This window comes from Pseudomonas arsenicoxydans (assembly GCF_900103875.1).
Classification (GTDB): Bacteria; Pseudomonadota; Gammaproteobacteria; order Pseudomonadales; family Pseudomonadaceae; genus Aquipseudomonas; species Aquipseudomonas arsenicoxydans.
Genome location: NZ_LT629705.1, coordinates 594174 through 616360, shown reverse-complemented (window position 1 = coordinate 616360; position 22187 = coordinate 594174). Strand labels below are relative to the sequence as shown.

22 protein-coding genes are annotated in these 22187 nt (G+C 61.5%); 4 read left to right on the top strand and 18 right to left on the bottom strand.

The genetic code is table 11. The features are described 5' to 3' along the window. Positions 1–20 precede the first annotated feature (20 nt). Both BLQ41_RS02730 and hemE read left to right on the top strand, forming a co-directional pair. Positions 21–1439, top strand: a complete 1419-nt coding sequence (locus BLQ41_RS02730; protein WP_090188343.1) for an FAD-dependent oxidoreductase — start codon at positions 21–23, stop codon at positions 1437–1439. Between the two features lie 144 nt (positions 1440–1583). Next, complete coding sequence (gene hemE / locus BLQ41_RS02725) at positions 1584–2651, top strand: uroporphyrinogen decarboxylase (protein ID WP_090176564.1); 1068 nt, start codon at positions 1584–1586, stop codon at positions 2649–2651. Between the two features lie 173 nt (positions 2652–2824). Here the strand turns inward: hemE and BLQ41_RS02720 are convergent, their stop codons facing one another. After that, a complete protein-coding gene (locus BLQ41_RS02720; RefSeq protein WP_090176561.1) occupies positions 2825–4099 on the bottom strand; it encodes an MFS transporter in 1275 nt (424 codons plus the stop codon). A 118-nt stretch (positions 4100–4217) separates the two neighbouring features. Between BLQ41_RS02720 and BLQ41_RS02715 the strand changes: the two genes are divergently transcribed. Together BLQ41_RS02715 and BLQ41_RS02710 are read left to right on the top strand one after the other, a co-directional pair. Beyond that, positions 4218–5111, top strand: coding sequence for a LysR family transcriptional regulator (locus BLQ41_RS02715; protein ID WP_090176558.1), 894 nt, complete (start codon positions 4218–4220; stop codon positions 5109–5111). Positions 5112–5201: 90 nt separating this feature from the next. Then, positions 5202–5645 (top strand): DUF2846 domain-containing protein, encoded by a 444-nt coding sequence (locus BLQ41_RS02710; protein WP_090176556.1) that lies wholly within the window; start codon positions 5202–5204, stop codon positions 5643–5645. A gap of 153 nt (positions 5646–5798) precedes the next feature. Here BLQ41_RS02710 and BLQ41_RS02705 read toward each other — a convergent pair whose 3' ends face one another. From BLQ41_RS02705 to BLQ41_RS02625, 17 genes are read right to left on the bottom strand one after another with little or no spacing between them, the layout of a single operon-like run. Continuing rightward, positions 5799–6623, bottom strand: a complete 825-nt coding sequence (locus BLQ41_RS02705; protein WP_090176554.1) for a hypothetical protein — start codon at positions 6621–6623, stop codon at positions 5799–5801. Between the two features lie 25 nt (positions 6624–6648). Beyond that, on the bottom strand, positions 6649–7875 hold the full coding sequence (locus BLQ41_RS02700) for a beta-ketoacyl-ACP synthase (RefSeq protein WP_090176551.1): 1227 nt from the start codon (positions 7873–7875) through the stop codon (positions 6649–6651). Beyond that, positions 7875–8603, bottom strand: coding sequence for a 3-oxoacyl-ACP reductase FabG (fabG, locus tag BLQ41_RS02695; protein WP_090176549.1), 729 nt, complete (start codon positions 8601–8603; stop codon positions 7875–7877). The genes BLQ41_RS02700 and fabG overlap by 1 nt, the downstream gene beginning before the upstream one ends. Continuing rightward, positions 8600–9061: a hotdog family protein gene (locus BLQ41_RS02690; protein ID WP_090176546.1), complete on the bottom strand. Its 462-nt coding sequence runs from the start codon at positions 9059–9061 to the stop codon at positions 8600–8602. The genes fabG and BLQ41_RS02690 overlap by 4 nt, the downstream gene beginning before the upstream one ends. Next, positions 9058–10254, bottom strand: coding sequence for a beta-ketoacyl-[acyl-carrier-protein] synthase family protein (locus BLQ41_RS02685; RefSeq protein ID WP_090176544.1), 1197 nt, complete (start codon positions 10252–10254; stop codon positions 9058–9060). Before BLQ41_RS02685 ends, BLQ41_RS02690 begins: the two co-directional genes overlap by 4 nt. Next, positions 10251–10733 (bottom strand): hypothetical protein, encoded by a 483-nt coding sequence (locus BLQ41_RS02680; RefSeq protein ID WP_090176541.1) that lies wholly within the window; start codon positions 10731–10733, stop codon positions 10251–10253. The genes BLQ41_RS02685 and BLQ41_RS02680 overlap by 4 nt, the downstream gene beginning before the upstream one ends. Positions 10734–10782: 49 nt before the next feature. Next, the gene (locus BLQ41_RS02675) at positions 10783–12030 is read right to left on the bottom strand and encodes an NAD(P)/FAD-dependent oxidoreductase (RefSeq protein ID WP_090176537.1); all 1248 of its coding nucleotides are present in this window, start codon (positions 12028–12030) and stop codon (positions 10783–10785) included. Then, positions 12017–13177 carry a cation:proton antiporter gene (locus BLQ41_RS02670; protein ID WP_090176534.1) on the bottom strand — a complete coding sequence of 387 codons (1161 nt, stop codon included), beginning with the start codon at positions 13175–13177 and terminating at the stop codon, positions 12017–12019. The genes BLQ41_RS02675 and BLQ41_RS02670 overlap by 14 nt, the downstream gene beginning before the upstream one ends. Next, entirely contained in the window at positions 13174–15513 is a 2340-nt protein-coding gene (locus tag BLQ41_RS02665) for an MMPL family transporter (protein WP_090176531.1), read from the bottom strand. Before BLQ41_RS02665 ends, BLQ41_RS02670 begins: the two co-directional genes overlap by 4 nt. Further along, positions 15497–16099 (bottom strand): outer membrane lipoprotein carrier protein LolA, encoded by a 603-nt coding sequence (locus BLQ41_RS02660; RefSeq protein WP_090176528.1) that lies wholly within the window; start codon positions 16097–16099, stop codon positions 15497–15499. The genes BLQ41_RS02665 and BLQ41_RS02660 overlap by 17 nt, the downstream gene beginning before the upstream one ends. Beyond that, positions 16096–16521, bottom strand: a complete 426-nt coding sequence (locus BLQ41_RS02655) for an acyl-CoA thioesterase (RefSeq protein WP_090176526.1) — start codon at positions 16519–16521, stop codon at positions 16096–16098. The genes BLQ41_RS02660 and BLQ41_RS02655 overlap by 4 nt, the downstream gene beginning before the upstream one ends. Continuing rightward, complete coding sequence (locus BLQ41_RS02650) at positions 16514–18058, bottom strand: HAL/PAL/TAL family ammonia-lyase (protein ID WP_090176523.1); 1545 nt, start codon at positions 18056–18058, stop codon at positions 16514–16516. The genes BLQ41_RS02655 and BLQ41_RS02650 overlap by 8 nt, the downstream gene beginning before the upstream one ends. Beyond that, positions 18039–18986 carry an LpxL/LpxP family acyltransferase gene (locus tag BLQ41_RS02645; protein ID WP_090176520.1) on the bottom strand — a complete coding sequence of 316 codons (948 nt, stop codon included), beginning with the start codon at positions 18984–18986 and terminating at the stop codon, positions 18039–18041. The genes BLQ41_RS02650 and BLQ41_RS02645 overlap by 20 nt, the downstream gene beginning before the upstream one ends. Then, a complete protein-coding gene (locus tag BLQ41_RS02640; protein WP_090176517.1) occupies positions 18983–19717 on the bottom strand; it encodes a glycosyltransferase family 2 protein in 735 nt (244 codons plus the stop codon). The genes BLQ41_RS02645 and BLQ41_RS02640 overlap by 4 nt, the downstream gene beginning before the upstream one ends. Continuing rightward, positions 19710–21392 carry an acyl-CoA synthetase family protein gene (locus BLQ41_RS02635; RefSeq protein ID WP_090176515.1) on the bottom strand — a complete coding sequence of 561 codons (1683 nt, stop codon included), beginning with the start codon at positions 21390–21392 and terminating at the stop codon, positions 19710–19712. Before BLQ41_RS02635 ends, BLQ41_RS02640 begins: the two co-directional genes overlap by 8 nt. Next, positions 21389–21934: a COG4648 family protein gene (locus BLQ41_RS02630; protein WP_090176512.1), complete on the bottom strand. Its 546-nt coding sequence runs from the start codon at positions 21932–21934 to the stop codon at positions 21389–21391. The genes BLQ41_RS02635 and BLQ41_RS02630 overlap by 4 nt, the downstream gene beginning before the upstream one ends. Beyond that, on the bottom strand, positions 21931–22185 hold the full coding sequence (locus BLQ41_RS02625; RefSeq protein WP_090176510.1) for an acyl carrier protein: 255 nt from the start codon (positions 22183–22185) through the stop codon (positions 21931–21933). The genes BLQ41_RS02630 and BLQ41_RS02625 overlap by 4 nt, the downstream gene beginning before the upstream one ends. Between the last annotated feature and the right edge of the window lie 2 nt (positions 22186–22187).

Below are 22187 nucleotides of genomic sequence, written 5' to 3'. Positions count from 1 at the left end.
TCGTGTACGAGGTTTTGAAGATGGCCGAACGTCTAAATAACGACTTCCAGTTCATCGATGTCGGGCGCAAGGATCCGAAGAAGAAACTGTTGCGTCAACGCAAGAAAGAGTTCGTGGAGATCTACGAACCCTTCAAACCCCAGCATTCGGCCGATCAGGCCCACCGCTGCCTGGGTTGCGGTAACCCGTATTGTGAGTGGAAGTGCCCGGTGCACAACTTCATTCCTAACTGGCTGAAGCTGGTGGCCGAGGGCAATATCCTCCAGGCCGCCGAGCTGTCGCACCAGACCAACACCCTGCCGGAAGTTTGCGGCCGGGTGTGCCCGCAGGACCGTCTGTGCGAGGGTGCCTGCACCCTTAACGACGGTTTTGGCGCGGTGACCATCGGTTCGGTCGAGAAGTACATCACCGACACCGCGTTCGCCATGGGCTGGCGCCCGGACATGTCCAAGGTCAAGCCGACCGGCAAGCGTGTTGCAATCATCGGCGCAGGCCCGGCCGGCCTGGGTTGTGCCGACGTGCTGGTACGTGGTGGCGTGACGCCGGTGGTGTTCGACAAGAACCCGGAAATCGGTGGCCTGCTGACCTTCGGCATCCCCGAGTTCAAGCTGGAAAAGACCGTGCTGAGCAATCGTCGCGAAGTCTTCACCGGCATGGGCATCGAGTTCCGCCTGAACACCGAAGTGGGCAAGGACGTGACCGTCGAGCAGCTGCTCGAAGAATACGATGCCGTGTTCATGGGCATGGGCACCTACACCTACATGAAGGGCGGCTTTGCCGGTGAGGACCTGCCGGGCGTGCATGACGCGCTCGACTTCCTGATCGCCAACGTCAACCGCAACCTGGGCTTTGAAAAGTCGCCGGAAGATTTCGTCGACATGAAAGGCAAGAAGGTTGTGGTGCTGGGTGGTGGCGACACTGCGATGGACTGCAACCGTACTTCGATTCGTCAGGGCGCCAAGTCGGTGACCTGTGCTTATCGTCGCGACGAAGCAAACATGCCGGGTTCGCGCAAAGAGGTGAAGAACGCCAAGGAAGAAGGCGTGAAATTCCTCTACAACCGCCAGCCGATCGCCATCGTCGGTGAAGACCGCGTCGAAGGCGTGAAGGTGGTCGAGACCCGTCTCGGCGAGCCGGACGCCCGTGGCCGTCGCAGCCCTGAGCCGATCCCGGGTTCTGAAGAGATCATCCCGGCCGACGCTGTGGTCATCGCCTTCGGTTTCCGCCCAAGCCCGGCCTCGTGGTTCGAGCAGCACAGCATCCAGACCGACAGCCAGGGCCGCGTCGTGGCCCCGGAACAAGGGAAGTACAAGCACCAGACCAGCAACCCGAAAATCTTCGCCGGCGGCGATATGGTTCGCGGTTCTGACCTGGTGGTGACGGCGATCTTCGAAGGCCGCAATGCGGCTGAAGGGATCCTCGATTACCTGGGCGTCTGACGACGCCAGCGGCAAGCTTCAAGCTATTAGCTGCAAGTTCAAAGCCACGGCGCTTTTGACTTGCGGCTTTTAGCTTGCCGCTTGTGGCTGTCTTTCTGCGTCGCGCTCTGAGAAAATGCCCGCACTTTTTTTCCGGATGCCGACATGACTGCCCTGAAGAACGACCGTTTCCTTCGCGCCCTGCTCAAGCAACCCGTAGACGTCACCCCTGTGTGGATGATGCGTCAGGCCGGTCGCTACCTGCCGGAATACCGCGCCAGCCGTGCCAAGGCCGGTGACTTCATGAGCCTGTGCATGAACCCGGAGTTCGCTTGCGAAGTCACGATGCAGCCGCTCGACCGCTATCCGCAACTGGACGCGGCGATCCTGTTCTCCGACATCCTCACCATCCCCGATGCGATGGGCCAAGGCCTGTACTTCGAAACCGGTGAAGGTCCGCGCTTCAAGAAAGTCGTCAGCACCCTGGCCGACATCGAAGCCCTGCCGATCCCTGATCCACACAAAGACCTCGGCTACGTCATGGACGCGGTCAGCACCATCCGCCGCGAACTGAACGGTCGCGTGCCACTGATCGGCTTCTCCGGCAGCCCATGGACCCTGGCCACCTACATGGTCGAAGGCGGTTCGTCGAAAGACTTCCGCAAGACCAAGGCCATGCTCTACGACAACCCGCAAGCCATGCACCTGCTGCTGGACAAGCTCGCGCAGTCGGTCACCAGCTACCTCAATGGCCAGATCATGGCCGGCGCACAAGCGGTGCAGATTTTCGACACCTGGGGTGGCAACCTCTCGGCGGCGGCGTACCAGGAATTCTCCCTGGCCTACATGCGCAAAATTGTCAGCGGCCTGATCCGTGAACACGAAGGACGCAAGGTTCCGGTCATCCTGTTCACCAAGAACGGCGGCCTGTGGCTGGAAAGCATCGCCGACGTTGGCGCTGATGCCCTTGGCCTGGACTGGACCTGCGACATCGGCGAAGCCCGCCAGCGCGTTGGCAACAAAGTTGCGCTGCAAGGCAACATGGACCCGACCGTGCTCTATGCCAAGCCAGAAGCCATTCGCACCGAAGTCGGCCGGATCCTCGCCAGCTACGGCAAAGGCAGCGGCCACGTGTTCAACCTCGGCCATGGCATCACGCCGGAAGTTGATCCGGAACACGCGGGTGCATTCCTGCGCGCGGTGCATGAGTTGTCGGCGCAGTATCACGAGTGATCGTCGCCCAATAAAAACGCCCGGCTTATGCCGGGCGTTTTTGTATGGAGATCTCAGGCAACACTCGGTCCTTGTGGGAGTGAGCCTGCTCGCGATGAGGCCATGACATTCAACATCAATGTTGTCTGATACGCCGCCATCGCGAGCAGGCTCACTCCCCACAGGGATAGGTGTCAGGCTTTGACGCCGCCCAACGGCGGCAACTTCGCCAGCTTCAACGCCACCAACAGCGCAATCACCAGCAACCCGCCAATGAACAACCCGATGCCGTTCCACCCGCCCATGTGCCAGAACACCCCGCCCGCCGTCCCGGCGATGCTCGACCCGGCGTAATAGCTGAACAAATACAGCGACGAAGCCTGCCCCTTGGCTTTGACCGCCCGGCGCCCGATCCAGCTGCTGGCTACGGAGTGCGCACCAAAGAAGCCAAATGTGAAGATCAGCATGCCGATGATCACCAGCGGCAATGGCGTGAACATCGTCAGGGCAAGGCCGGCCAGCATCAGCACGATCGTCGCCCAGAGCACTTTGCGCCGACCGAGCTTGTCAGCCAGCGAACCGATTTTCGCCGAGCTGTAGATGCCCGACAGGTACACCACCGACAGCAGCCCGACGAACACCTGATCCATATGGTAGGGCTCGGCCAGCAGGCGATAACCGATGTAGTTGAACAGCGTGACAAACGCGCCCATCAACACAAAAGCTTCAAGGAACAGCAGCGGCAGGCCGGCATCGCGAAAGTGCATGGTGAAGCCATCGAGCAGGCTGCGCGGGTGCAGTGAGCGGGCGCGGAAGTTTCGCGATTCGGGAAGGATTTTCCAGAACACTGCCGCCGCGATCAGCGCCAGGCTGCCGATCACCAGCATCGCGGTGTGCCAGCTGACGAAGTCGATCAACACACCGGTGATCAAGCGTCCGCTCATCCCGCCAATCGCGTTGCCGCCGATGTACAGCCCCATCGCCAGGCCGATGTGCTGCGGGTGGATCTCTTCGCTCAGGTAGGTCATGGCAACCGCTGCCAGGCCGCTCAACGACAACCCGATCAGCGCGCGCATCACCAAAACGCCTTGCCAGCTCGGCATCATCGCGCTCGCCATGGTGCACAACGCGGCAGCGAACAGTGCCGCGACCATCACCGGTTTGCGTCCAACACGGTCGGAGATCGGCCCGGTGATCAGCAAACCAATCGCCAGCATGCCGGTGGCCACCGACAGGATCAGGCTGCTCTGCGCCGCATTGATCGAATACTCGTGGGACAACAGCGGCATCATCGGCTGCACGCAGTAGAGCAAGGCGAACGTCGCGAAACCGCCGCAGAACAGCGCCAGCACCGTGCGCATGAACATCGGCGTGCCTTTTTCGATGTAGATCTCCTTCAATTCGGCGACGACATCGTCTACCGCAGCGGGCGGAACTTCATGGGCAAGGGGGACGACAGCAGTTTTCACTTCAGACCTCGGAGGACGCAGCCGGTCAGGCAATGAAAAAAGCATATAGCTGGCTAATGATTCAATCCAATATATTGTTCGACCTGTTTGATAGGTTTAACGACCTAATGGAGTTTTCATGGAATTGCGTCACCTGCGCTACTTCATCGCCGTCGCCGAAGAACTGCACTTCGGCCGCGCCGCCCAGGTGCTGGGCATCTCGCAACCGCCATTGAGCCAGCAGATTCAAGCGCTGGAGCAGGAAGTCGGTGCGCGGCTGTTCGAGCGTACCAATCGTCGGGTCGAGCTCAGCGAGGCGGGTCGGTTGTTCCTGGAAGAGGCGCGATTGGTGCTGGCGCAGGTTGATAAAGCCGCTGACGTGGCGCGTCGTGCGCAGCTTGGAGAATTGGGTGAACTGAAAATCGGCTTCACCTCGTCGGCCCCGTTCAACTCGACCATTCCCCAGGCGATTTTTTCATTCCGCCAGCGTTTCCCGGCCGTGCATTTGAACCTGCGGGAGATGATCAGCACCCAAGTGGCCGATGCGCTGGTGGATGAGTCGATCGAGGTCGGGATCATGCGACCGCTGGGGTTGCCGGACTCCCTCAGCGTGGTGGAATTGATGCGTGAACCCCTGGTGGCCGTGCTCAGCTCCAAGCATCCGCTGGTGAACGGCAGTGAAGAGGGGTTGTTCCTGTCGGCATTGGCCCTCGAACCCTTCGTATTTTTCCCACGCAGTTATGGCAGTGGTCTGTACGCACAATTGCTCAGTCTGGCGCGGGATGCCGGTTTCAGCCCGCACTTTGCGCAAGAGGCGGGTGAGGCGATGACGATTATCGGATTGGTGGCGGCGGGACTGGGCGTGTCGGTACTGCCGGCGTCTTATCAGCGGATGCGTATTGACGGCGTGGTGTACCGGCCGTTGCTCGATCCAGAGGCGGTGTCAGCGGTTTGGCTGGTGCAACGCAAGGATCAGAAATCGCCAATGGCCAAGGCGTTTGTGGAGCTGTTGACGAGGAAGCTGACGCCTTAGGGGCTCAAAATTTGTCGATGTTTCTCTTAGTCTTTTTTCTAATCGGCCGATAACTGTCATTGGACTCATCACACACTATGGAGATACAGGATGTTCAAGCAGTTAACGTTCACCGCTTTGCTGGCCTTGATGGCGCTGACCGGTGGTTGTGCTTCGGTAAAAATGGCTGATGAAACCCAAGACGCTCAAGCGAAGACGTTCCAGGTAAGCCCCGACAAAGCCAACATCTATGTTTATCGCAATGAAAGCATGGGTGCCGGGGTGAAAATGCCGGTGACGCTCAATGGCAAACCGGTCGGTCAGACCGTCGCCAAGTCTTACCTGATGTTGGCCGTCCCGGCGGGTCAGCAGACCTTGGTGTCTTCGGCGGAAAACGATTCCGAACTGAAACTCACTGCAGAAGCCGGCAAAAACTATTTTGTCTGGCAGGAAGTGAAAGTGGGCTTCATCAAGGCGCGCAATAGCCTGCAAGTCGTCGACGACAAGACTGGTCGCGCGGGCGTTGCCGAGAGCAAATTGATTCAGGCTCAGTAAGCATCTGGACCGTTCCCGAAAGGGGCTTGTGAGACTCTGAGGATCCTGGGCAATCAGCCATCGCAGAGCCAGACAGGTACCGGGCGATGACAAGCCGACCTGTTTGTGAAGGGGCGCCGAAAGGCGCCCCTTGTCGTTTCCGAGGTGCTCACCTCAGTCAACCTTTACCAACTCCCCTCGCAAACCCACCCCGGTCACTACAGGCTTAAGCGCCTCCAACCCCGGTATTGTCGCCCCGTCGGCTGCGCACTGGTATTTCCCGGTGTCTTGGCTCAGGTCGCGCTTGTTGATTCCGGCGATGTTGATCACCGCGTTGGCACCGGCCTTTTTGGCTTTGCTCTGCAACGTCGCCAAGGTCGATTGCAACGCCCAGAAGCAGGCGTCTTCGTCAGACTTGTCTTCGTTGTCGGTTCGTCGGCTGCTGCTCACGGGGGTCAGTTTGCGTGCCTGCGCTGGCAGCGTTTCTCCGGCCAGGTAGAACTTGACGCTACCGTCCAGTAGGCCGACGTCGGTGGCGCGTTTCACGCCTTCCTGGAAGTCCCGGAAGGTGGGTTCATAGGCGCCTTGCGAGGCGATGACCTGATCGACGTCCTGGTCGGAGGCCAGTTGCTTGATCACGTCATCACGCAAGTAGTTGATCCAGCGGTTGTAGGTGCCGTGGATGCGACCGTCCTTGTAGTCCAGGCCGCGGCTGTCGCGGTAGTCCATTTCAAACGAGGTCGGCGTGTAGGGGATGTCGATCTCGGCGTGGTGTTTATCACGCACGGTGATGGCGGCCTTGATCATGCCCGGACGCGCCGATTGCACGACCCATTGGCGTTCCATCAGCGCGGTGACAATGGCGCGGCTCATCCGGTCGTTGCTAAAACCCCGGTCGCTGGGGAAAGTTTCCTTGGCGGTGTACACCGGACTGCTGGTGCAACCGCTTAGCGCGACGGCCACGGCACACAGCGCGGCGATACGCTGAAACTGAGTCATTCCCTTTACTCCAAACGTGTCCGGATCAGTGCCAGCGACGGAAAATCAACGAGGTGTTGACGCCACCAAAAGCAAAGTTGTTGTTCATCACGTATTCATTACTCATCTGCCGGAACTCGCCGCGCAGGTAGTCGAGCTTGCCGCAGAGCGGATCGACATCGTCAAGGTTGAACGTGTGCACATACAGGTCGCGGTTCATCATTTCGATGCTGAACCAGGACTCCAGTGCTCCGCACGCACCCAGGGTATGACCGAGGAAGCTCTTTTGCGAACTGATCGGCATGTGTTCGCCGAACAGCGCACTGGTTGCCAGTGTTTCGGCGATGTCGCCCTGTTCAGTCGCGGTGCCGTGACCATTGACGTAGCCGATGTCCGACGGCTGCAGCCCGGCATCTTCCAGCGCCAGTTCCATGGCCCGGCGCATGGTGATCTGTTCCGGTCGGGTGGCGTGCTGGCCGTCGGCGTTGCTGCCGAAGCCGACGAGTTCGGCGTGGATGCGCGCACCGCGAGCCAGTGCGTGTTCGAGTTCTTCAAGCACCAGCATGCCTCCGCCTTCGCCGATCACCAGGCCATCGCGGGCGCTGTCGTAGGGGCGCGGAGAGGTCTGCGGGGCGTCGTTTTTCAGGCTGGTGGCGTAGAGCGCGTCGAAGACCATGGCTTCGGTCGGGCACAGCTCTTCGGCGCCGCCGGCGAGCATCAGAGGCAGGCGGCCGAATTTGATCGACTCGTAGGCGTAGCCGATGCCCTGGCTGCCGCTGGTGCAGGCGCTGGAGGTCGGGATCAGCCGGCCGGTGAGACCAAAGAAGATGCTGATATTGGCCGCGGTGGTGTGCGGCATCATCCGCACGTAGGAGTTGGCGTTCAGGCCCTCGGCCACCGAGTTGAGCAACATGTTGCCGAATGCCTTGATCTCGTCGGTGCTGCCGGTGGACGAGCCACAGGAGACGCCCATGCGCCCGTCCTTGATCGACTCGTCACCCAACAGCCCGGCATCGGCCAGCGCCTGTTCCGCCGCGCCGACCGCCAGGCGTGAGACCCGGCCCATGCTGCGCAGTTGTTTGCGGGTCCAGTGGCTGGGCACCTTGAAGTCGTCGATGGGCCCGGCCAGACGCGTGTTGAGTTCGGTAAAGCGATCCCACTCGTCCATCCGGCGAATGCCACTGCGGTTGGCCGCGAAGTTGGCGGCGATGGTTGCCCAGTCGCTGCCCAGTGAGGTGATGCCGGCCATGCCGGTGACGACGACGCGCTTCATCAGCACAGGCCTCCGTTGACGGCCAGAACCTGCCGGGTGATGTACGACGCTTCCGCCGACATCAGGAAATTCACCGCGCTGGCCACCTCTTCCGGGGTGCCCATGCGTTGTGCGGGAATCATTTTCATCAGTTCTTCCACCGGCACGTTTTCGTCGAGCATTGCCGTGTCGATCAGGCCGGGTGCGACACAGTTAACGGTGATTTTGCGCTTGCCCAGTTCGATCGCCAACGCTTTCGCCGCGCCGATCAGACCGGCCTTGGACGCGCTGTAGTTGACCTGGCCGCGGTTGCCGATCAGGCCGGATACCGAGGTGATGCAGACAATCCGCCCGGCAGCACGACGACGAATCATCGGCATCATCACCGGGTGCAGCACATTGTAGAAACCGTCGAGGTTGGTGCGCATCACCACATCCCAATCATCCTCGCTCAGTGCTGGAAAAGCACCGTCGCGGGTCAGGCCGGCGTTGAGCACGACACCGTAGTAGGCGCCATGGGCTTCAACGTCAGCTTCGAGAATGGCTTTGCAGCTGGCGCGGTCGGACACGTCGAATTGCAGAATGCGCGCCTGGCGCCCCAGCGCCTGGATTTCGCCTTGAACGATCACGGCGTCCGCCAGACCGCTGCGGCAATGCAGGACAATGTCATGCCCTGCCTGGGCCAGGCGCAGCGCGATGGCGCGGCCGATGCCACGGCTGGAGCCAGTGACCAGTACGGATTCAGTCATGACTGGACTCCTTCGGGTTCATGAAGATATTGAGCGGCCTGAGGTGGGCGAAACACGTTCAGACGGGCGGTGGCGTGAATGCCTGGGGCGTTGATGTGGCATTCGAACACGCCCATGCCGTTATCGTCTTCCAGCGAGCGCAACCCGTGGATGGTCAGTTCGGTGCCAACGGGGAAGTGCTCCACGTTGCATTCGAATTTGCGCGTACCGAGCAGAAAACCCAGCACCACGCCATCGCCACGCTGGCGCGCGTGGCAACCGGCGTACGCGGCGACACTCTGGGCCATCAGTTCAATGCCGACCCAGGCGGGCATGCTGCCGTCGGCACGGCTGAACAGGCCATCGGGCCTGACGGTGAGGCGTGTGCGGATCTGGTCGTCATCGAATTCCAGAATCTGTTCGATGAAGATCATGTCGCCAGCGTGCGGCAGCAGTTCGGCGATCGGCCAGTCAATCATGGGGCGTCTCCGATTATCAGGCTGACGTTGTTGCCACCGAAGGCAAAGGAATTGCTCATCAAGTAGCGAGGTGCAATGGACGTCAGGCGATCGGTCGGGGTCACCCAATCCAGCGCCGGCAGTTCAGGATCAGGCTGGCCGTCCCAGACGTGGGGCGCCAGGGCCTGCTCACGGTTGTTTGTGCTCAAGCTCAACCAGCAGAACGCCGCTTCCAGGGCACCGGCGGCGCCAAGGGTGTGACCGGTCATCGGCTTGGTTGAAGAACACGGCACACCTTGCGGGAACAGCGCCGCCACAGCCAGGCTTTCCATGGCGTCGTTGTGTTGGGTCGCGGTGCCATGCAGGTTCAGGTAACCGATCTGAGCGGGTTGCAGATTCGCTCGGCTCAAGGCTTTGCGCATGGCTTGCAAGGCCCCACGGCCAGTCGGTTCCGGCGCAGAAATGTGGTGCGCATCGGAACTGGCACCGCTGCCTAGCAGTGCAATCGGCTGGCCGTCGCCGGCATTTTTGCTCATCAGAAACAGCGCGGCGGCTTCACCAATATTGATGCCGTTGCGGTTGACTGAAAACGGATTGCAACGTTGCTCGGACACCGCTTCCAACGCCGAGAAGCCGTTGAGGGTCAATTTGCACAAACTGTCGACGCCGCCGCACAGCACCGCATCGCAAACGCCCAGATCCAGCAGGCGTTGGGCGCTCATCAGCGCCCGGGCGCTGGAGGTGCAGGCGGTCGAGATCACATAAGCCGGGCCGCTCAATTGCAGCCAGTCGGCGAGGAAATTGGCCGGTGCGCCTAGCTCCTGCTGCTGATAGTCGTAATCGGCAGGGAAATGATGCTCGCGAATGTAATGGGCCAGGCCACGGCTGGCCTCATGGATGCCCGACGTACTGGTGCCCAGCACCACTCCAATACGGTCACGGCCGTAGGTCTGGATCGCACGATCGATGTCGTCGCGGATCTGCAACGCGGCTTCCAGCAGCAACTGGTTGTTGCGGCTGCTTTGTTGAGCCAGTTCCGCTGGAATCGAGGCCAATTCGCCACGCACCGCCGCCACCGGCAATGAGCGCTCCGGGACCCAGCCAGCCTCGCTGCGCATGCCGGAGCAATCACCGGCAAACAGATTGCGCGCGACTTCTGTTTTGTCGCGACCCAGGGCACAGATCACCCCGAGGGCGTTCAGATAGGCGGTCATGGCGTGTCTCCGCTCAAGGGCGTGACTTGATACTTGGGACCTTTGGGCAGGTTCAATTCGAAGCTCATCGGTTGTGAATAACGGACGTCCCAGTGCGTGGGCAAGGAGCGTTGACTGCCATGTTGCCAAGCCGTTGGATAGTTGCCCGACAGTTCATCCTTGGGTGTCAGTGCAAACAGCAACGCCGCGAATAGCTCCCGGGCTTCCGGGTTCGGCGGCAACAGGCCGTCGGCTTTCCATTGGCCATCGATCAGTTTCTGGCGAGCCTGTGGAATGCCCAGCAAATCCATCATCGACCAACGGATGCCAGGGCCTTCACGCTGGATAACCAGCACCCAGTCCTGACGTTGCTCAGCGACCAAGCGCTGAATGTGCAACTGCAGCGGCAACGACAGGTTCGGGGTTTGCTCGGGCAGCGGCGGCTGGCTGGCGCAAGCGCTCAGCAACAGACAGCAACCCAGGAGCAGGAAACGAATCATCAGACCTCACCTTCAAGGGAAGTTCGCCACAAAAAGGCGTTCACGTTATTCATGTGACATCTCTGGCGCAGAGTTCTGACAGCATGCGCAGCCGACGCTTGGGTTCACTGACGAACGGATTGCGCTCGTCCCAGGCATAACCGGCGAGGATCGCGCTGATCATGCGGCGGATGTCCGGTGAACCGTCCGGATGGAAAATCACATCCTGGAAGGTCCCGGCGTACCAGCCTTCGACGTAGCAGCGGAATGTGTCAACGCCGCGCTTGAGCGGTGCGGCGAACTCGGTTTGCCAATCGACGCTTTCACCTTGCAGTTGGCGGTGCAGAACGCCGGCGGCCATGCTCGCCGAGCGCATGGCGATGGTCACGCCGGAGGAGAACACCGGGTCGAGGAATTCCGCGGCGTTGCCCAGCAGCGCAAAGCCCGGGCCGTGCAAGGTTTTGACGTTGGCCGAGTAGCCGCCAATGGTGCGCGCGGGGGTGTCCCACACAGCGTTGTTCAGAACGCCGGCCAGGCTTGGGGTTTCAGCGATAAAGCCGCGCAGGCACTCGTCGAGGTTCTCCATGCGGCCTTCAAAGTGCTCGGCCGCCGCCACCACGCCGACCGAGCACCGGCCGTTGCTGAACGGGATGGTCCAGAACCAGATGTCGCGATGGGTCGGATGGGTGGTGATGAGGATTTTTTCCCGCTCGAAGGTCGGGCTGTCGATATTGTCTTCGATGTGGGTGAACACGGCCTGGCGCACTGGGAAGTTCGACGGCGCCTCAAGGTCCAGCAAGCGCGGCAGCACGCGGCCATAACCGCTGGCGTCGAGCACGAAATCAGCTTCGACGCGGTATTGGCTGCCATCTTCTCGCAACACATCAAGCTGCGGTTTTGCCAGGGTGAAATCGGCGCTGACGATAGCTTCGCCGTAGCGAACCTCCACGCCTTGCAACTCGGCCTGGTCGGCGAGCAGCTTGTCGAAATCGGCGCGTTGAACCTGGAAGGTGGTCGGTTTGCCGTGGCTGAACGTGTCGCCGAAATCAAAGGCGCTGTACTGCTCGCCCCAAGCGAACGCCGCGCCATTTTTCAACTGGAACCCGGCGGCGTTCACCGCGTCGAGCATGCCGGCCTCTTCGACGAAATCCAGGCAGTGCGACAACAGGCTTTCGCCGATGGAAAACCGTGGGAAATGCTGGCGTTCGATCATCAGCACGTCATGACCTTTGCGCTTGAGCAGCGCGGCGGCGATGGCGCCCGAGGGGCCCGCACCGATAACGACGACCTGGCGATGTTCCATTTCAACTGTTGGCACGGGGGCTCCTTGCCGGGGCGGCGATATTCAAAGGGGGGCTGTGCATGCCGGCGAGTGCCGGCAGCAATGTCGCGATCAAACCCATCACCATCAGCGCGAAATACAGCGCCGGACTGATGAGCTGTTGTTGCAACAGCAGGTTGAGGAAGACGATCTCACTCAAGCCACGAATATTCAGCAGCAGGCTTTCGCGCCAGCGACTGGCGCCTTCGAACGAGGCGCCGGCCCAGCAGAGGCCCAGCCAGTTGCCCAGCAGTTTACTGGCGATCGGAAACAGCAGCAGCGCCGCCAGCTGGATCCAGCCGAGACTGGCCATCGCCGCGTGAACGTTGATCTGCACGATACCGAACGTCAGGATCAGCGGAATGGCGATCCAGGTTTGCAGGCGGCTCATCCAGATCGCCGGCAACGGCAGCACCAGTGGCACTTTCAGCGCGGCCATGCACAACAAGTAACCGATGCCGAAAATCAGCGCGTTGAGCTTGAAGTGTTCGGCGACCACCAGCAGTGCGAAGAAGCCGCCGCTGTACAGCATCGGTTGGCGCGCACCGAGCACGCGTAGCAGCAGTGGAAGGCAAGCGCCGGCCAGCGGCAGCAGGAGGCTGCTCAGGTGCAAACTGCCTTGAGCGAAGCCGAACAGCGTCCAGCACGTCAGGTCGATGAGAATCGCCGTTTGTACCAGGCGTCGGGTGGCGTCGGGTGGGTAGTGGATGTGTCGCAAGTACAAATACAACACCGGAATCGCGGTGATGGCGAACACCAGGCCGACCGCCAGCGAGCTGATCCAGGATTGCGCCGGCAGCAGCCAAATGGCGGTGGCGAGTCCGCAGATAAACGGAATGCAGAAACTCGGCAGGGCGATTTTCAGGCTCTGGCGATCCAGTCGCAGGTCGATCACGTCACTGAGGATGTGTCCGAGCAGCAAGGCAAAACTCAGGCTGTAGAGGTTTTTCAGCCACGTCGGCGAGATCAGTTCGGCGCCGCTGAGTTGCCATCCCGGCTCGATCCAGAAGTACATCAGCAGCGGCAGGCCGAAGGTCGCCAGCAGCAACTGGCTGACGATCGGGATCAGGCCGAAATGCCGACCGACTCGGGTGGCCGCGGCAAACATTGCCAGGGCCATGAGCCAAAACACGGCGATCATCATGCGGCGGACTCCGTAACGGCAGCGGTGTGGACATGGCGTCCGGCCCACGGCGCGAGGATGAAGCTGAAGGCCAGGCCCAGGCTGACCGACAGGCCGAAGTTGCTCACCGCCGGCGTGCTGGACACGGCCAGCAGACCGAACGACAGCCAAGTGGTGACCGCCGCCAGCAAGGTGCCCAGCAGGCTCACGGCGGCGCCGCCGACTTGTTCTCGCATGAGGATCGCGTAATCGACGCTGATCGCCGTCACCAGCAGCAGGCCGAACAGACTGAACAGCGTCAGCGGCTGACCCAGCCAGCCAAGACTGGCCAGACTGCACAACGCGGCCAACAAGGGCAGCGAGACGATGCGCAGCGCACCACCGAGGCCGAATGGCAGGATCAGCACCAGCACGATCAGCGCGCAGGAGGCGAGTTTGAGCTCGGCGGCACTGATCTGGGTCGCCGCGAAAACCGTGTTCAGCTCACCGAGACGGTCGACCAGTTCGACACCCGGCAAGTCCAGCGCCTGAACGCGCAGCAGCGAAGGATTGTTCAGGCCTTGCAGGCTGATCATCGCCGCCACACCGTCATCGGTCGGCCCCAGCCACAAGGTGCGATAGGGCTCGGCCAACGGACCGGTCAACGCCGCGTGGATGTCTTCGGTGGGCAATGCCTGCAACTGCACAAGCTCCGCCTGCAGCGCTTGCGCGGGCACGCCGAGGTCGAGCAGCGGCTGCCAGAATTGCGGCAATTTGTTCAGCGCTTCGCGCACTTTGCGCTGTTCGCTCGGTGGGCTGACGAGTTGGTTGAGCGACAGATAACCCTGAAGTTTGTCCATCGTGACCAGCTGATCGAGACGCTCGCTCAGTGCGGTTTGGCGCTCGAGCAGCTCCTGCTGGTTGGCCGCACGCACCAGGAAGAACTGGCTGGTGGGTTGATAACCGGTGATGCGCGCGATGGTCCTGGCCTCGTCGGTCAGTTGCTGCGGCGTGCCGATCCACTGACGGATGTCGTTCTTGCTCTCGAGTTGCAACAAGCCGCCGACGCAAAAGGCAATCAGCAGTGCCAGCAGCACCGGCGTACGCGCAAATTTGAGCAACGATTCGCGTAGTTCCAGCAAAAACTCACTGACGCGCAGCGGCCATTGCGCCGGTCGCAGGTCCGAGCCCTTGAGCAGCGCCGGCAGCAGGCACACCGCTGACAGGTAGGCGCCGATCAGGCCGGCGGCGGAGAATACGGCGATCTGGGTCAGCGCCGGGAATGGCGTCCACGCCAGCGCCAGGTAGCCGATGCAACTGGTGATCAGGCTCAGCGTCAGGCCTGGCAAGGTCAGGCGTAACGCTGGCCAGCTGTGCCAGGGTTTCATGCTCCAGCTTTTCGACAGGTAATGCAGCGGGTAATCGACGGCAACGCCAATCAGGCTCGACCCCAGCACCAGCGTCATCACATGCATGTGACCGAACAGCGCCACGCAAGCCACGGCGCCAAACAGCATGCCCACCAGCACCGGCACGAACGCCAGCAAGACCCTCCAGCGTCGGAAGGCCAGCAACAGCAGCAACAAAATGCCGACGGTAGCGCCGCCACCGACCCAGGTCATTTCGCGGGTGGCTTGTTGCTGACCATTGGCCGCGTAGAGCAAGCCGCTGGCGGCGAGCAGTTGAACGTCGCTCTGTGCCGCTTCTTCGCGGCTTTGTTTGAGCAGGGCGGCCACTTGCAGGGGCAGGCTCATGTCGAAGGCGTTGCCGGTGGTTTTTGCCCGCAGCAACACCCAGCTTTTACCGTCGGCATCGGCCACCAGTGCACCGCTGCCGATGTCCAGTTGCACGGCGCCGTGTTGTGGCTGGCTGTTCTGGATGCGCCCGGTCAGCCCCAGCCAGTCATCCTGGCTCGGCACCAGACTGAAACCGGTGAAGGGGTCGAACAGCGCTTGCACGCGCTGCTGGATAAAGGCGTCGGGGTGTTCGATCAGTTGCTGACGGTCCGTGGCAGACAGCATTGCCAATCGGCCTTGCAGCAATTGAGTACGCAACGCTGGCAAGTCGGCTTGCAGGGTCCACCGGACCTTCTCGAACAAACCGCTGGCTTGCCACTGCTCACCCAGTTTCTGCGCCATGGCGATGGCTTGCGGACGATCTTTATGGCCGACCAGCACCAGCATTTCGCGGTTCAGCGGTTCTTGCATGCGTTGTTCGGCGCGCAGTTCCAGCGCGTCCGGCGCCGTGCCCGGCACCAGTTCCATCAGGTTGGCCGACAGCGGCGCGCCGTTACGCCATTGCCAACCGGCGAGCGCGAGCACCGCCAACAGCAGGATCAGAAACAGCCACGGGAGCCTGCGTTCACTCGGCAAAGTCATGTTGCTCCGCGTCGCTCAGCGGTTGGGCGCTGGTGCTGTCCTGCATGCGCAACAGGGTGCTGTCACCCTGGGTTTCCAGCAGCTCGATGCTGTGCACCAATTCGCCGCCAGTGATGTTGATCTGGTTGAACACTTGTTTGAGCAGCATCGAGCGCGGGGTCAGCGTCAGCTTCCAGTTCTGCGCCTCGCCGCTCATCGACAGCTCGAAATCCCGTTGCAGGCCGCTGCTGTCACCTTGCAGCACGGCGAGGAACAACCGGTTCTGCTCGGTGCCGGCACTCTTGCCTGGCAGCATCTGCCAACCATTGGCGTCGCGTCGGGCGATGCCTTTGTCGGTGATGCGGTAATCCTGTTGCAGCGGCGTTTTCAGCAGCCAGAGCAAACCGTGGTTTTTTGCGAGGACGAAAGTGCCCTTGCTGGTCAGTGGCTGGGGCAGCGCACGCAGGTGTTTTTCCTGGATGAAGTTGCCGTGGATCACATCGGGTCTGGCCAGTTGATCGCTCAGTTGTTGCAGATCGAAGGCGTGAGCGATCGATGACAACCCAAGCAGTGCTAACGCACCGAGGCATCTAAAAAACGGGTTCATGCCAGCATCCTTTCAACAGCGTCGGTGAAGATCTTTGGTGAAGCCAGCTGCATCTCACGGCTGGTCATGTCGACAGCAACCTGCACCGAGCTGGCGCGGGTCAACCGCTCGCCAGTGTCCAGGTCGCTGATCAGGTAATTGATCTTCAGGCGGTTCTCCCACTCCACCAGGTTGGCGCGCACGTTCAGCTTCTGACCGAACACGGCGCCACGCACATAGCGTAATTGCAGGTCGATCACCGGCCAGGCATAACCCGATTCGACCATCGCGGTGTAGTTATGGCCGATCTTGTCCAGCAGCGCGCAGCGGGCCACTTCGAGGTATTTGATGTAATGGCCGTGCCAGACGACGTTCATGGTGTCGACGTCAAAGAACGGTACGAGGATTTCCGTATCGGCATGAAGCACTCCCTTGCTACGCATGCAGCCTCCAGTGTTGCTCGGCAATCCGTTTGAGGCACAGGCGCAATTCACCTTCCAGCGCACGGTCTTCGATGACCGGCGGGAAGTCCTTGCCCAGTTCTTCGTGCATGGCGGCCAGGGCGGGCGGCAACGGCCGCGCGTCTTCAGCCTTGCTGCGCAGCCACACGCCCTGATTGGCGGCGAGCAAGGTGGCAGCGGCGACTTGTTCGGTCAGCTCCAGCACGCGGATCGCATCACGGGCGGCGATGGTGCCCATGCTCACCTTGTCCTGGTTGTGGCATTCGGTGGAGCGCGAGAAGACGCTGGCCGGCATGGTGTTTTTCAGGGCCTCGGCAGTCCAGGCGCTGGTGCCGATCTGCACGGCCTTGAAGCCGTGATTGAGCATCGCCCGGTCAGCGCTGGCGCCGGACAGATTGCTCGGCAAGCCATGGTTGTAACGCTCATCCACCAGCAGCGCGAGTTGACGGTCGAGCAGGTCGGCGACGTTGGCCACCAGGTTTTTCAGGCTGTCCATGGCGAACGCGATGTGGCCGCCGTAGAAATGCCCGCCGTGCAGCACGCGCTCGGCTTCGGCGTCGATGATCGGGTTGTCGTTGGCGCTGTTGAGTTCTATCTCGATGAACGAGCGCAGCCAGTTCAGGCTGTCGGCCAGGACGCCGAGTACATGCGGCGCGCAGCGCAGGGAATAGCGGTCTTGCAGGCGATGCAGCGGCGCGGTCGGTGCGTCGATTGCCAAGTCTTTGCGCAGCCACGCGGCCACTTGCATCTGCCCCGGATGCGGTTTGGCGGCGAACAGGCGTTCGTCGAAGTGTTCCGGGTTGCCTTGCAGCGCGACCACGTTCAGCGCGGTGATGCGCGTGGCCAATTGCAGCAGGTAATCGGCACGGGCATAGGCCAGGCAGGCGAGGCCGGTCATCACGGCAGTGCCGTTCATCAATGCCAGGGCTTCTTTCGGGCGCAGCACCAGCGGCTGCCAGCCAAGTTCACGGTGCACGTCGGCCGCCTGGCGGCGTTCGCCACGGAACATCACCTCGCGCTCGCCGGACAAGGTAGCCGCGACGTAAGACAACGGCGTCAGATCGCCGCTGGCGCCTACTGAACCTTCTTCCGGGATCAGCGGCAGGATGTCGTGTTCGAGGAACGCTTGCAGGCGCTCAAGCAGTTCCACGCGCACACCCGACACGCCGTGGCAAAGCGACTGCAAACGCGCGGCGAGCACCGCGCGCGTGGCTTGGGCGTCGAGCAGTTTGCCCAGTCCGCAACCGTGGAAGGTGTACAGATGGCGGGGCAGGGCCTCGACGTGATGCAGCGGTACGGCGACCACGCAAGAATCGCCGTAGCCGGTGGTCACGCCGTAGATCACGCCTTCCTTGTCCAGCAGGGAATCGAGGAATCGCGCGCCCTTGGCAATGCGCTCACGGTACGCGGGATCACTTTGCAACTGCGTCGGCACCTGACGGTTGGCCAGGGCCAGCACGTCTTCAATGCGCAAAGGGAGTTCGCCGAAGGTTACCGGCTCAAGCGTTGGCGTCGTCATCGGTCTTCCAGAAAGGGTAAAAGTTGAACCATTGTTGAGGCGCTTCGAGGCAATAGTGACCCAGGCGTTCGGCGTAGCGGGTCGCCCACTGATGTATGACCTGTTCGCGGTCGCTGCGTTTCCACACCACGGCCTCGGTAAACGGCTCGAGGGTCACGCGGTATTGGCCCGACGGTTTCTTCAGGCACATCAGCAGATTGATCGGGCATTTGAGCAGACCGGCCAGCAGCCACGGTCCCTGAGGGAACGCGGCCTGATGCCCGAGGAAGTCCACCGTCACGCTACGTCCGCCATGCAACGGCACACGGTCGCCGGCAATCGCCAGCCACTCGCCGCGCTCGAGGCGTTCATGCAGTTGCAACATGATCAGCGGGTCCAGCTCGCTGACCTGAATCAGCCGCAAGTTGGTCGCCCCGGCTTCACCCAGTAGACGGTTGAATTGCTCGGCATGCTTGGTGTGCACCAGCACGTTCATCGTGACTTTCTCGCCGATCTCCGCCAGCGCGCGGCAGACTTCGAGGTTACCCAGATGCGCGCCCACCAGCATTTGCCCGCGGGTTCCGCGCAACTGATTGCGCAGCAGTGCCGGGTCGATGATTTCGATTTGCTCGATGCTCAGCTTGCCGTTCCACACGTCGAGTTTGTCGAGCATCGAATCGGCGAAAGCCATGAACTGGCCGAACACCCGCCACTGGGTCGGGCGCAATTCTGGGCGACCACTCCAGTCGGCGAGCCGTTGCTGGTATTGCCAGGCGCTTTGACGGGCGCTGCGACCGAACAGGAAAAAATACAGGACGATGCCATACAGCAGCGGGCTCAGCAGACGGCGACCGAGGACCTTGGCGCCGAACGCGGTGAGTTTCATCAGCCAGAAACTGCCGCGTTCCTGTCGGTCGGCCCAGTGCTGTTTGTCTGCGTTGATGTTCATGTCCGCCACCGTCGCCAGAGGATCAGCGGCGCCCGCAGCAACATGCCGAAGAACAGCCGTGTGTGCATGCTGGAAATCAGCACGTTGTCGTGAAACATGCGGAAATGCGAGACGCCGTCCAGCGGGTAATGAACCCGCACCGGCAACCACTGCATCGGCAGTTTGCGCCAGGCCAGCCGCACGAGGATGTCCGAGTCGAAATCCATGCGCTTGCCGATTTTTGCCGAGTCGATCAGCGCCAGCGTTGCTGGCAATGGATAGATGCGGAAACCGCACATGGAATCGCGAATCTGCAATGAAAGCGTGTTGATCCAGACCATGACGTGGGTCAGGTAGCGGGCGTACAGACGACCTTTGGGCACGCTGGCGTCGTATTGCGGATAACCACAGATCACCGCGTCGGGATGCCGACGCGATTCTTCGATGAAGGTCTTCACATCCTGCAGGTCGTGCTGGCCGTCGGCGTCCACTTGCAAGGCGTGGCTGAATCCCAGGCGCGAGGCTTCGCGAAAACCGGTCATGACTGCACCACCCTTGCCCTGATTGGCGGCGAGGCGGATCAGGTTAACCATTTCGCGCTGCGCGAGCTGGTCGAGCACTCTGGCGCAGGCCTGATCGCTGGCATCGTCCACCAGAATACACGGCAGGCCGCTGGCAATCAGCGCGTCGACCACCGTGGTGATGGCGGTTTCATGGTTGTAGACCGGTACCACGGCGCAGGGGTTATGCATCACCCACAGCCTCCAGCAAGATGCGCCCGCTGGAACAGGTCGCGGTTTCATTGCGATAGGCGAAGTACAGCTTGCCGCGTTCAGGGTCGAAGCGCAGGTGCAACTGGACTTCGTCGCCCGGGCGCACCAGTTGCTGGAATTTCAGCACTTCCATGCCGGCAAATTTTGCGGGCAGCTTCATCAATTGCTGGCCCAGGCTCAAGGCCCAATCCACCTGCACCACGCCAGGCAGCACCGGTGTCTTCGGGAAGTGTCCGCTGAAATAGGCCAGGTCCGGCGGCACCGCCAGTTGCAGGCTCCATTCACCTTCGACTTCGACTTGCTCCAACACTTGCGGCGCCTTGGGACGGGGCGCCAGCAGCAAGGCTTCGACGTCGGCCTGGGGCAGTTTGCCCTGAGCGTTCAGCGGCAACTGGCGCAACATTCGCCAGCGTCGCGGCAGAGCCAGGGCTTCGCAATGCTGGCTCAGATGCTGACGCAGCGCTTCGGTGAGGGTGCGTCGACCTTGATTGCGCAACGCATGCAGGCCGGCGTCTGTCAGCACCAGCAACGCACCCAGCGAGGCGCGATTTTCCCGGACCACGCCGAGGCGCGCTTCGGCCACCCAGTCATGATCAGTCAGCGCCTTTTCCAGCATCGGCAGCGAGATGCGCTTTTCTTCCAGCTTGACGATCCGGTCCAGCCGTCCAAGCAGTTCGAAGCGGCCGTCGGCGTCGATTCTGGCCGCATCGGCGGTGTGCTCGATGTGGCCGGCGGGCAAGTAGGGAGACGCAATCAAGAGGGCGCCATCGCTGTCCTGGCTCAGCTCGATATCTGCGAAGGGTTGCCAGAGCTCGTGACCCTGGCGCCAGGCGATGCCGCCAGTTTCCGAACTGCCAAAGATTTCGGTCGGCCATTGGTGCAGCCGCTCAAAAAGGCTTTGCGCGGCTTCGACCGGTAGCGCGCCGCCGGATGAAAACACTCGGCGAACGGCGCTCAAGGCCGGCCAGTCGAGGTTATCGCCCATGCGCTTGAGCAGCGCCGGGCTGGCAACCCAGGCAAACGCCGGGTGTTCGCGACTGGCGCGTTGCAAGTCTTCCGGGAAAGCCAGTTGTTTGCGCAGGAACGAGCGACCGGCGCACAGCGGCCACAACACCCGAAACAACAGGCCGTAGATGTGCTGGGTAGCGACGCTGCCGATGATGCAGGCCTGCCCCAGATCCGCGCCCCACAACTGTTCCAGCGCCTGAACTTCGTTGGCCAGTTGACGCAGGTTCTTGTCGATGCGCTTGGGCTCGCCACTGGAGCCGGATGTGCACAGGCTTAACTGGCAGCGATCCAGATCCAGCGCAGCGGCGCTCAGTGGCGCGTGGCGGTAATCAGTGAGGTGCGCGTCATCCGCCTGATCGGTCAGCCACAAATCGACTTCGCTCGACCAGCGCTGGCGAGTTTGCGATTGCAGATCGGCGGGCAGCAGTACACTGACCCCGGCACGCCAGGCACCGAGCAGTGCAATCGCCAGCTCGGCGGCGTCTTCCAGGTGCACGGCGATGCGTTGCACGCCTTGGGATTGCAGGCCGGCTGCCAGGCTCAGCGCCTGTTCGCACAGCTGTGCGTGATTCAATGCCGGCTCGGCCGTCACGGCGCGTTCCGGTTGAGCCTTGAGCAGCAACTGCTCAAGTTTTATCCAATTCATGGGTGGCCTCGTACCCGTTGTCGTATGAGCCATTCAATGGCAAACAGCAAGCCCATCAATCCGTAGGAAATCAGGCCGGTGTACAACATCCACCAGCTCAGCGGCGCCCAAAGCGTCAGGGCGGCGGCGAGCAAACCGTTAAAGAGAAAAAAAACACACCAGACGATCGTCACCTGGCGGGTATAAACAATGGCTCTGGCCGGCAAGTGCGGTTCACGCAGCCTTGCCAGCCGCTCGACCATCGGCGGCCCGATTTTCAGGCTCAGGCCAAACAGCCCGAGCAGGAAGGCGTTGATCAGCACGGGATACCAGCGCAATAACAGCGGACTGTCGAAAAGCGCCAGCAACAGGCAAAACCCGATGGCGGTCAATGCCATCCACAGGCTGCCAGGGCGGCGCGCGCCGAGCACGGCACGCGCCAGCCACAAGCTGCCCAGCAACAGGCCGAACTGCCACGGAGCAAAATGCTCCATGCCGAAATACACCGCAAAGGGGTACAACAGGCCTGCCAGCAGCAGGCCCAGGCCGATCAATCGGCTCATGCGGCGGGTTGAACCAGACGGTAGACCGCCTCGACCACGTCGCCGACGGTGCGCACCGATTTGAATTCTTCGGCGGCGATTTTCTTGCCGGTCTGGCGCTTGATGTGATCAATCAGGTCGACGGCGTCGATGCTGTCGATCTCCAGGTCCTGATACAAATTGGATTCGAGGCTGACGCGGTCAGGATCCAGCTCGAAGAGTTCGACCAAGGCATCGCGCAGGGTGTTGAAAATGTCGTCTCGAGTTTGCATGG

Bases quoted from the DNA above. Each gene is read 5' to 3' on its own strand.
- BLQ41_RS02670 (WP_090176534.1), bottom strand. From the start codon at position 13,177: ATGATGATCGCCGTGTTTTGGCTCATGGCCCTGGCAATGTTTGCCGCG.
- BLQ41_RS02710 (WP_090176556.1), top strand. From the start codon at position 5,202: ATGTTCAAGCAGTTAACGTTCACCGCTTTGCTGGCCTTGATGGCGCTG.
- BLQ41_RS02680 (WP_090176541.1), bottom strand. From the start codon at position 10,733: ATGATTCGTTTCCTGCTCCTGGGTTGCTGTCTGTTGCTGAGCGCTTGC.
- BLQ41_RS02685 (WP_090176544.1), bottom strand. From the start codon at position 10,254: ATGACCGCCTATCTGAACGCCCTCGGGGTGATCTGTGCCCTGGGTCGC.
- BLQ41_RS02700 (WP_090176551.1), bottom strand. From the start codon at position 7,875: ATGAAGCGCGTCGTCGTCACCGGCATGGCCGGCATCACCTCACTGGGC.
- BLQ41_RS02645 (WP_090176520.1), bottom strand. From the start codon at position 18,986: ATGAACATCAACGCAGACAAACAGCACTGGGCCGACCGACAGGAACGC.
- BLQ41_RS02705 (WP_090176554.1), bottom strand. From the start codon at position 6,623: ATGACTCAGTTTCAGCGTATCGCCGCGCTGTGTGCCGTGGCCGTCGCG.
- BLQ41_RS02690 (WP_090176546.1), bottom strand. From the start codon at position 9,061: ATGATTGACTGGCCGATCGCCGAACTGCTGCCGCACGCTGGCGACATG.
- BLQ41_RS02640 (WP_090176517.1), bottom strand. From the start codon at position 19,717: ATGCATAACCCCTGCGCCGTGGTACCGGTCTACAACCATGAAACCGCC.
- BLQ41_RS02655 (WP_090176526.1), bottom strand. From the start codon at position 16,521: ATGCGTAGCAAGGGAGTGCTTCATGCCGATACGGAAATCCTCGTACCG.
- BLQ41_RS02660 (WP_090176528.1), bottom strand. From the start codon at position 16,099: ATGAACCCGTTTTTTAGATGCCTCGGTGCGTTAGCACTGCTTGGGTTG.
- BLQ41_RS02630 (WP_090176512.1), bottom strand. From the start codon at position 21,934: ATGAGCCGATTGATCGGCCTGGGCCTGCTGCTGGCAGGCCTGTTGTAC.
- BLQ41_RS02665 (WP_090176531.1), bottom strand. From the start codon at position 15,513: ATGACTTTGCCGAGTGAACGCAGGCTCCCGTGGCTGTTTCTGATCCTG.
- BLQ41_RS02730 (WP_090188343.1), top strand. From the start codon at position 21: ATGGCCGAACGTCTAAATAACGACTTCCAGTTCATCGATGTCGGGCGC.
- BLQ41_RS02715 (WP_090176558.1), top strand. From the start codon at position 4,218: ATGGAATTGCGTCACCTGCGCTACTTCATCGCCGTCGCCGAAGAACTG.
- BLQ41_RS02625 (WP_090176510.1), bottom strand. From the start codon at position 22,185: ATGCAAACTCGAGACGACATTTTCAACACCCTGCGCGATGCCTTGGTC.
- BLQ41_RS02635 (WP_090176515.1), bottom strand. From the start codon at position 21,392: ATGAATTGGATAAAACTTGAGCAGTTGCTGCTCAAGGCTCAACCGGAA.
- fabG (WP_090176549.1), bottom strand. From the start codon at position 8,603: ATGACTGAATCCGTACTGGTCACTGGCTCCAGCCGTGGCATCGGCCGC.
- hemE (WP_090176564.1), top strand. From the start codon at position 1,584: ATGACTGCCCTGAAGAACGACCGTTTCCTTCGCGCCCTGCTCAAGCAA.
- BLQ41_RS02650 (WP_090176523.1), bottom strand. From the start codon at position 18,058: ATGACGACGCCAACGCTTGAGCCGGTAACCTTCGGCGAACTCCCTTTG.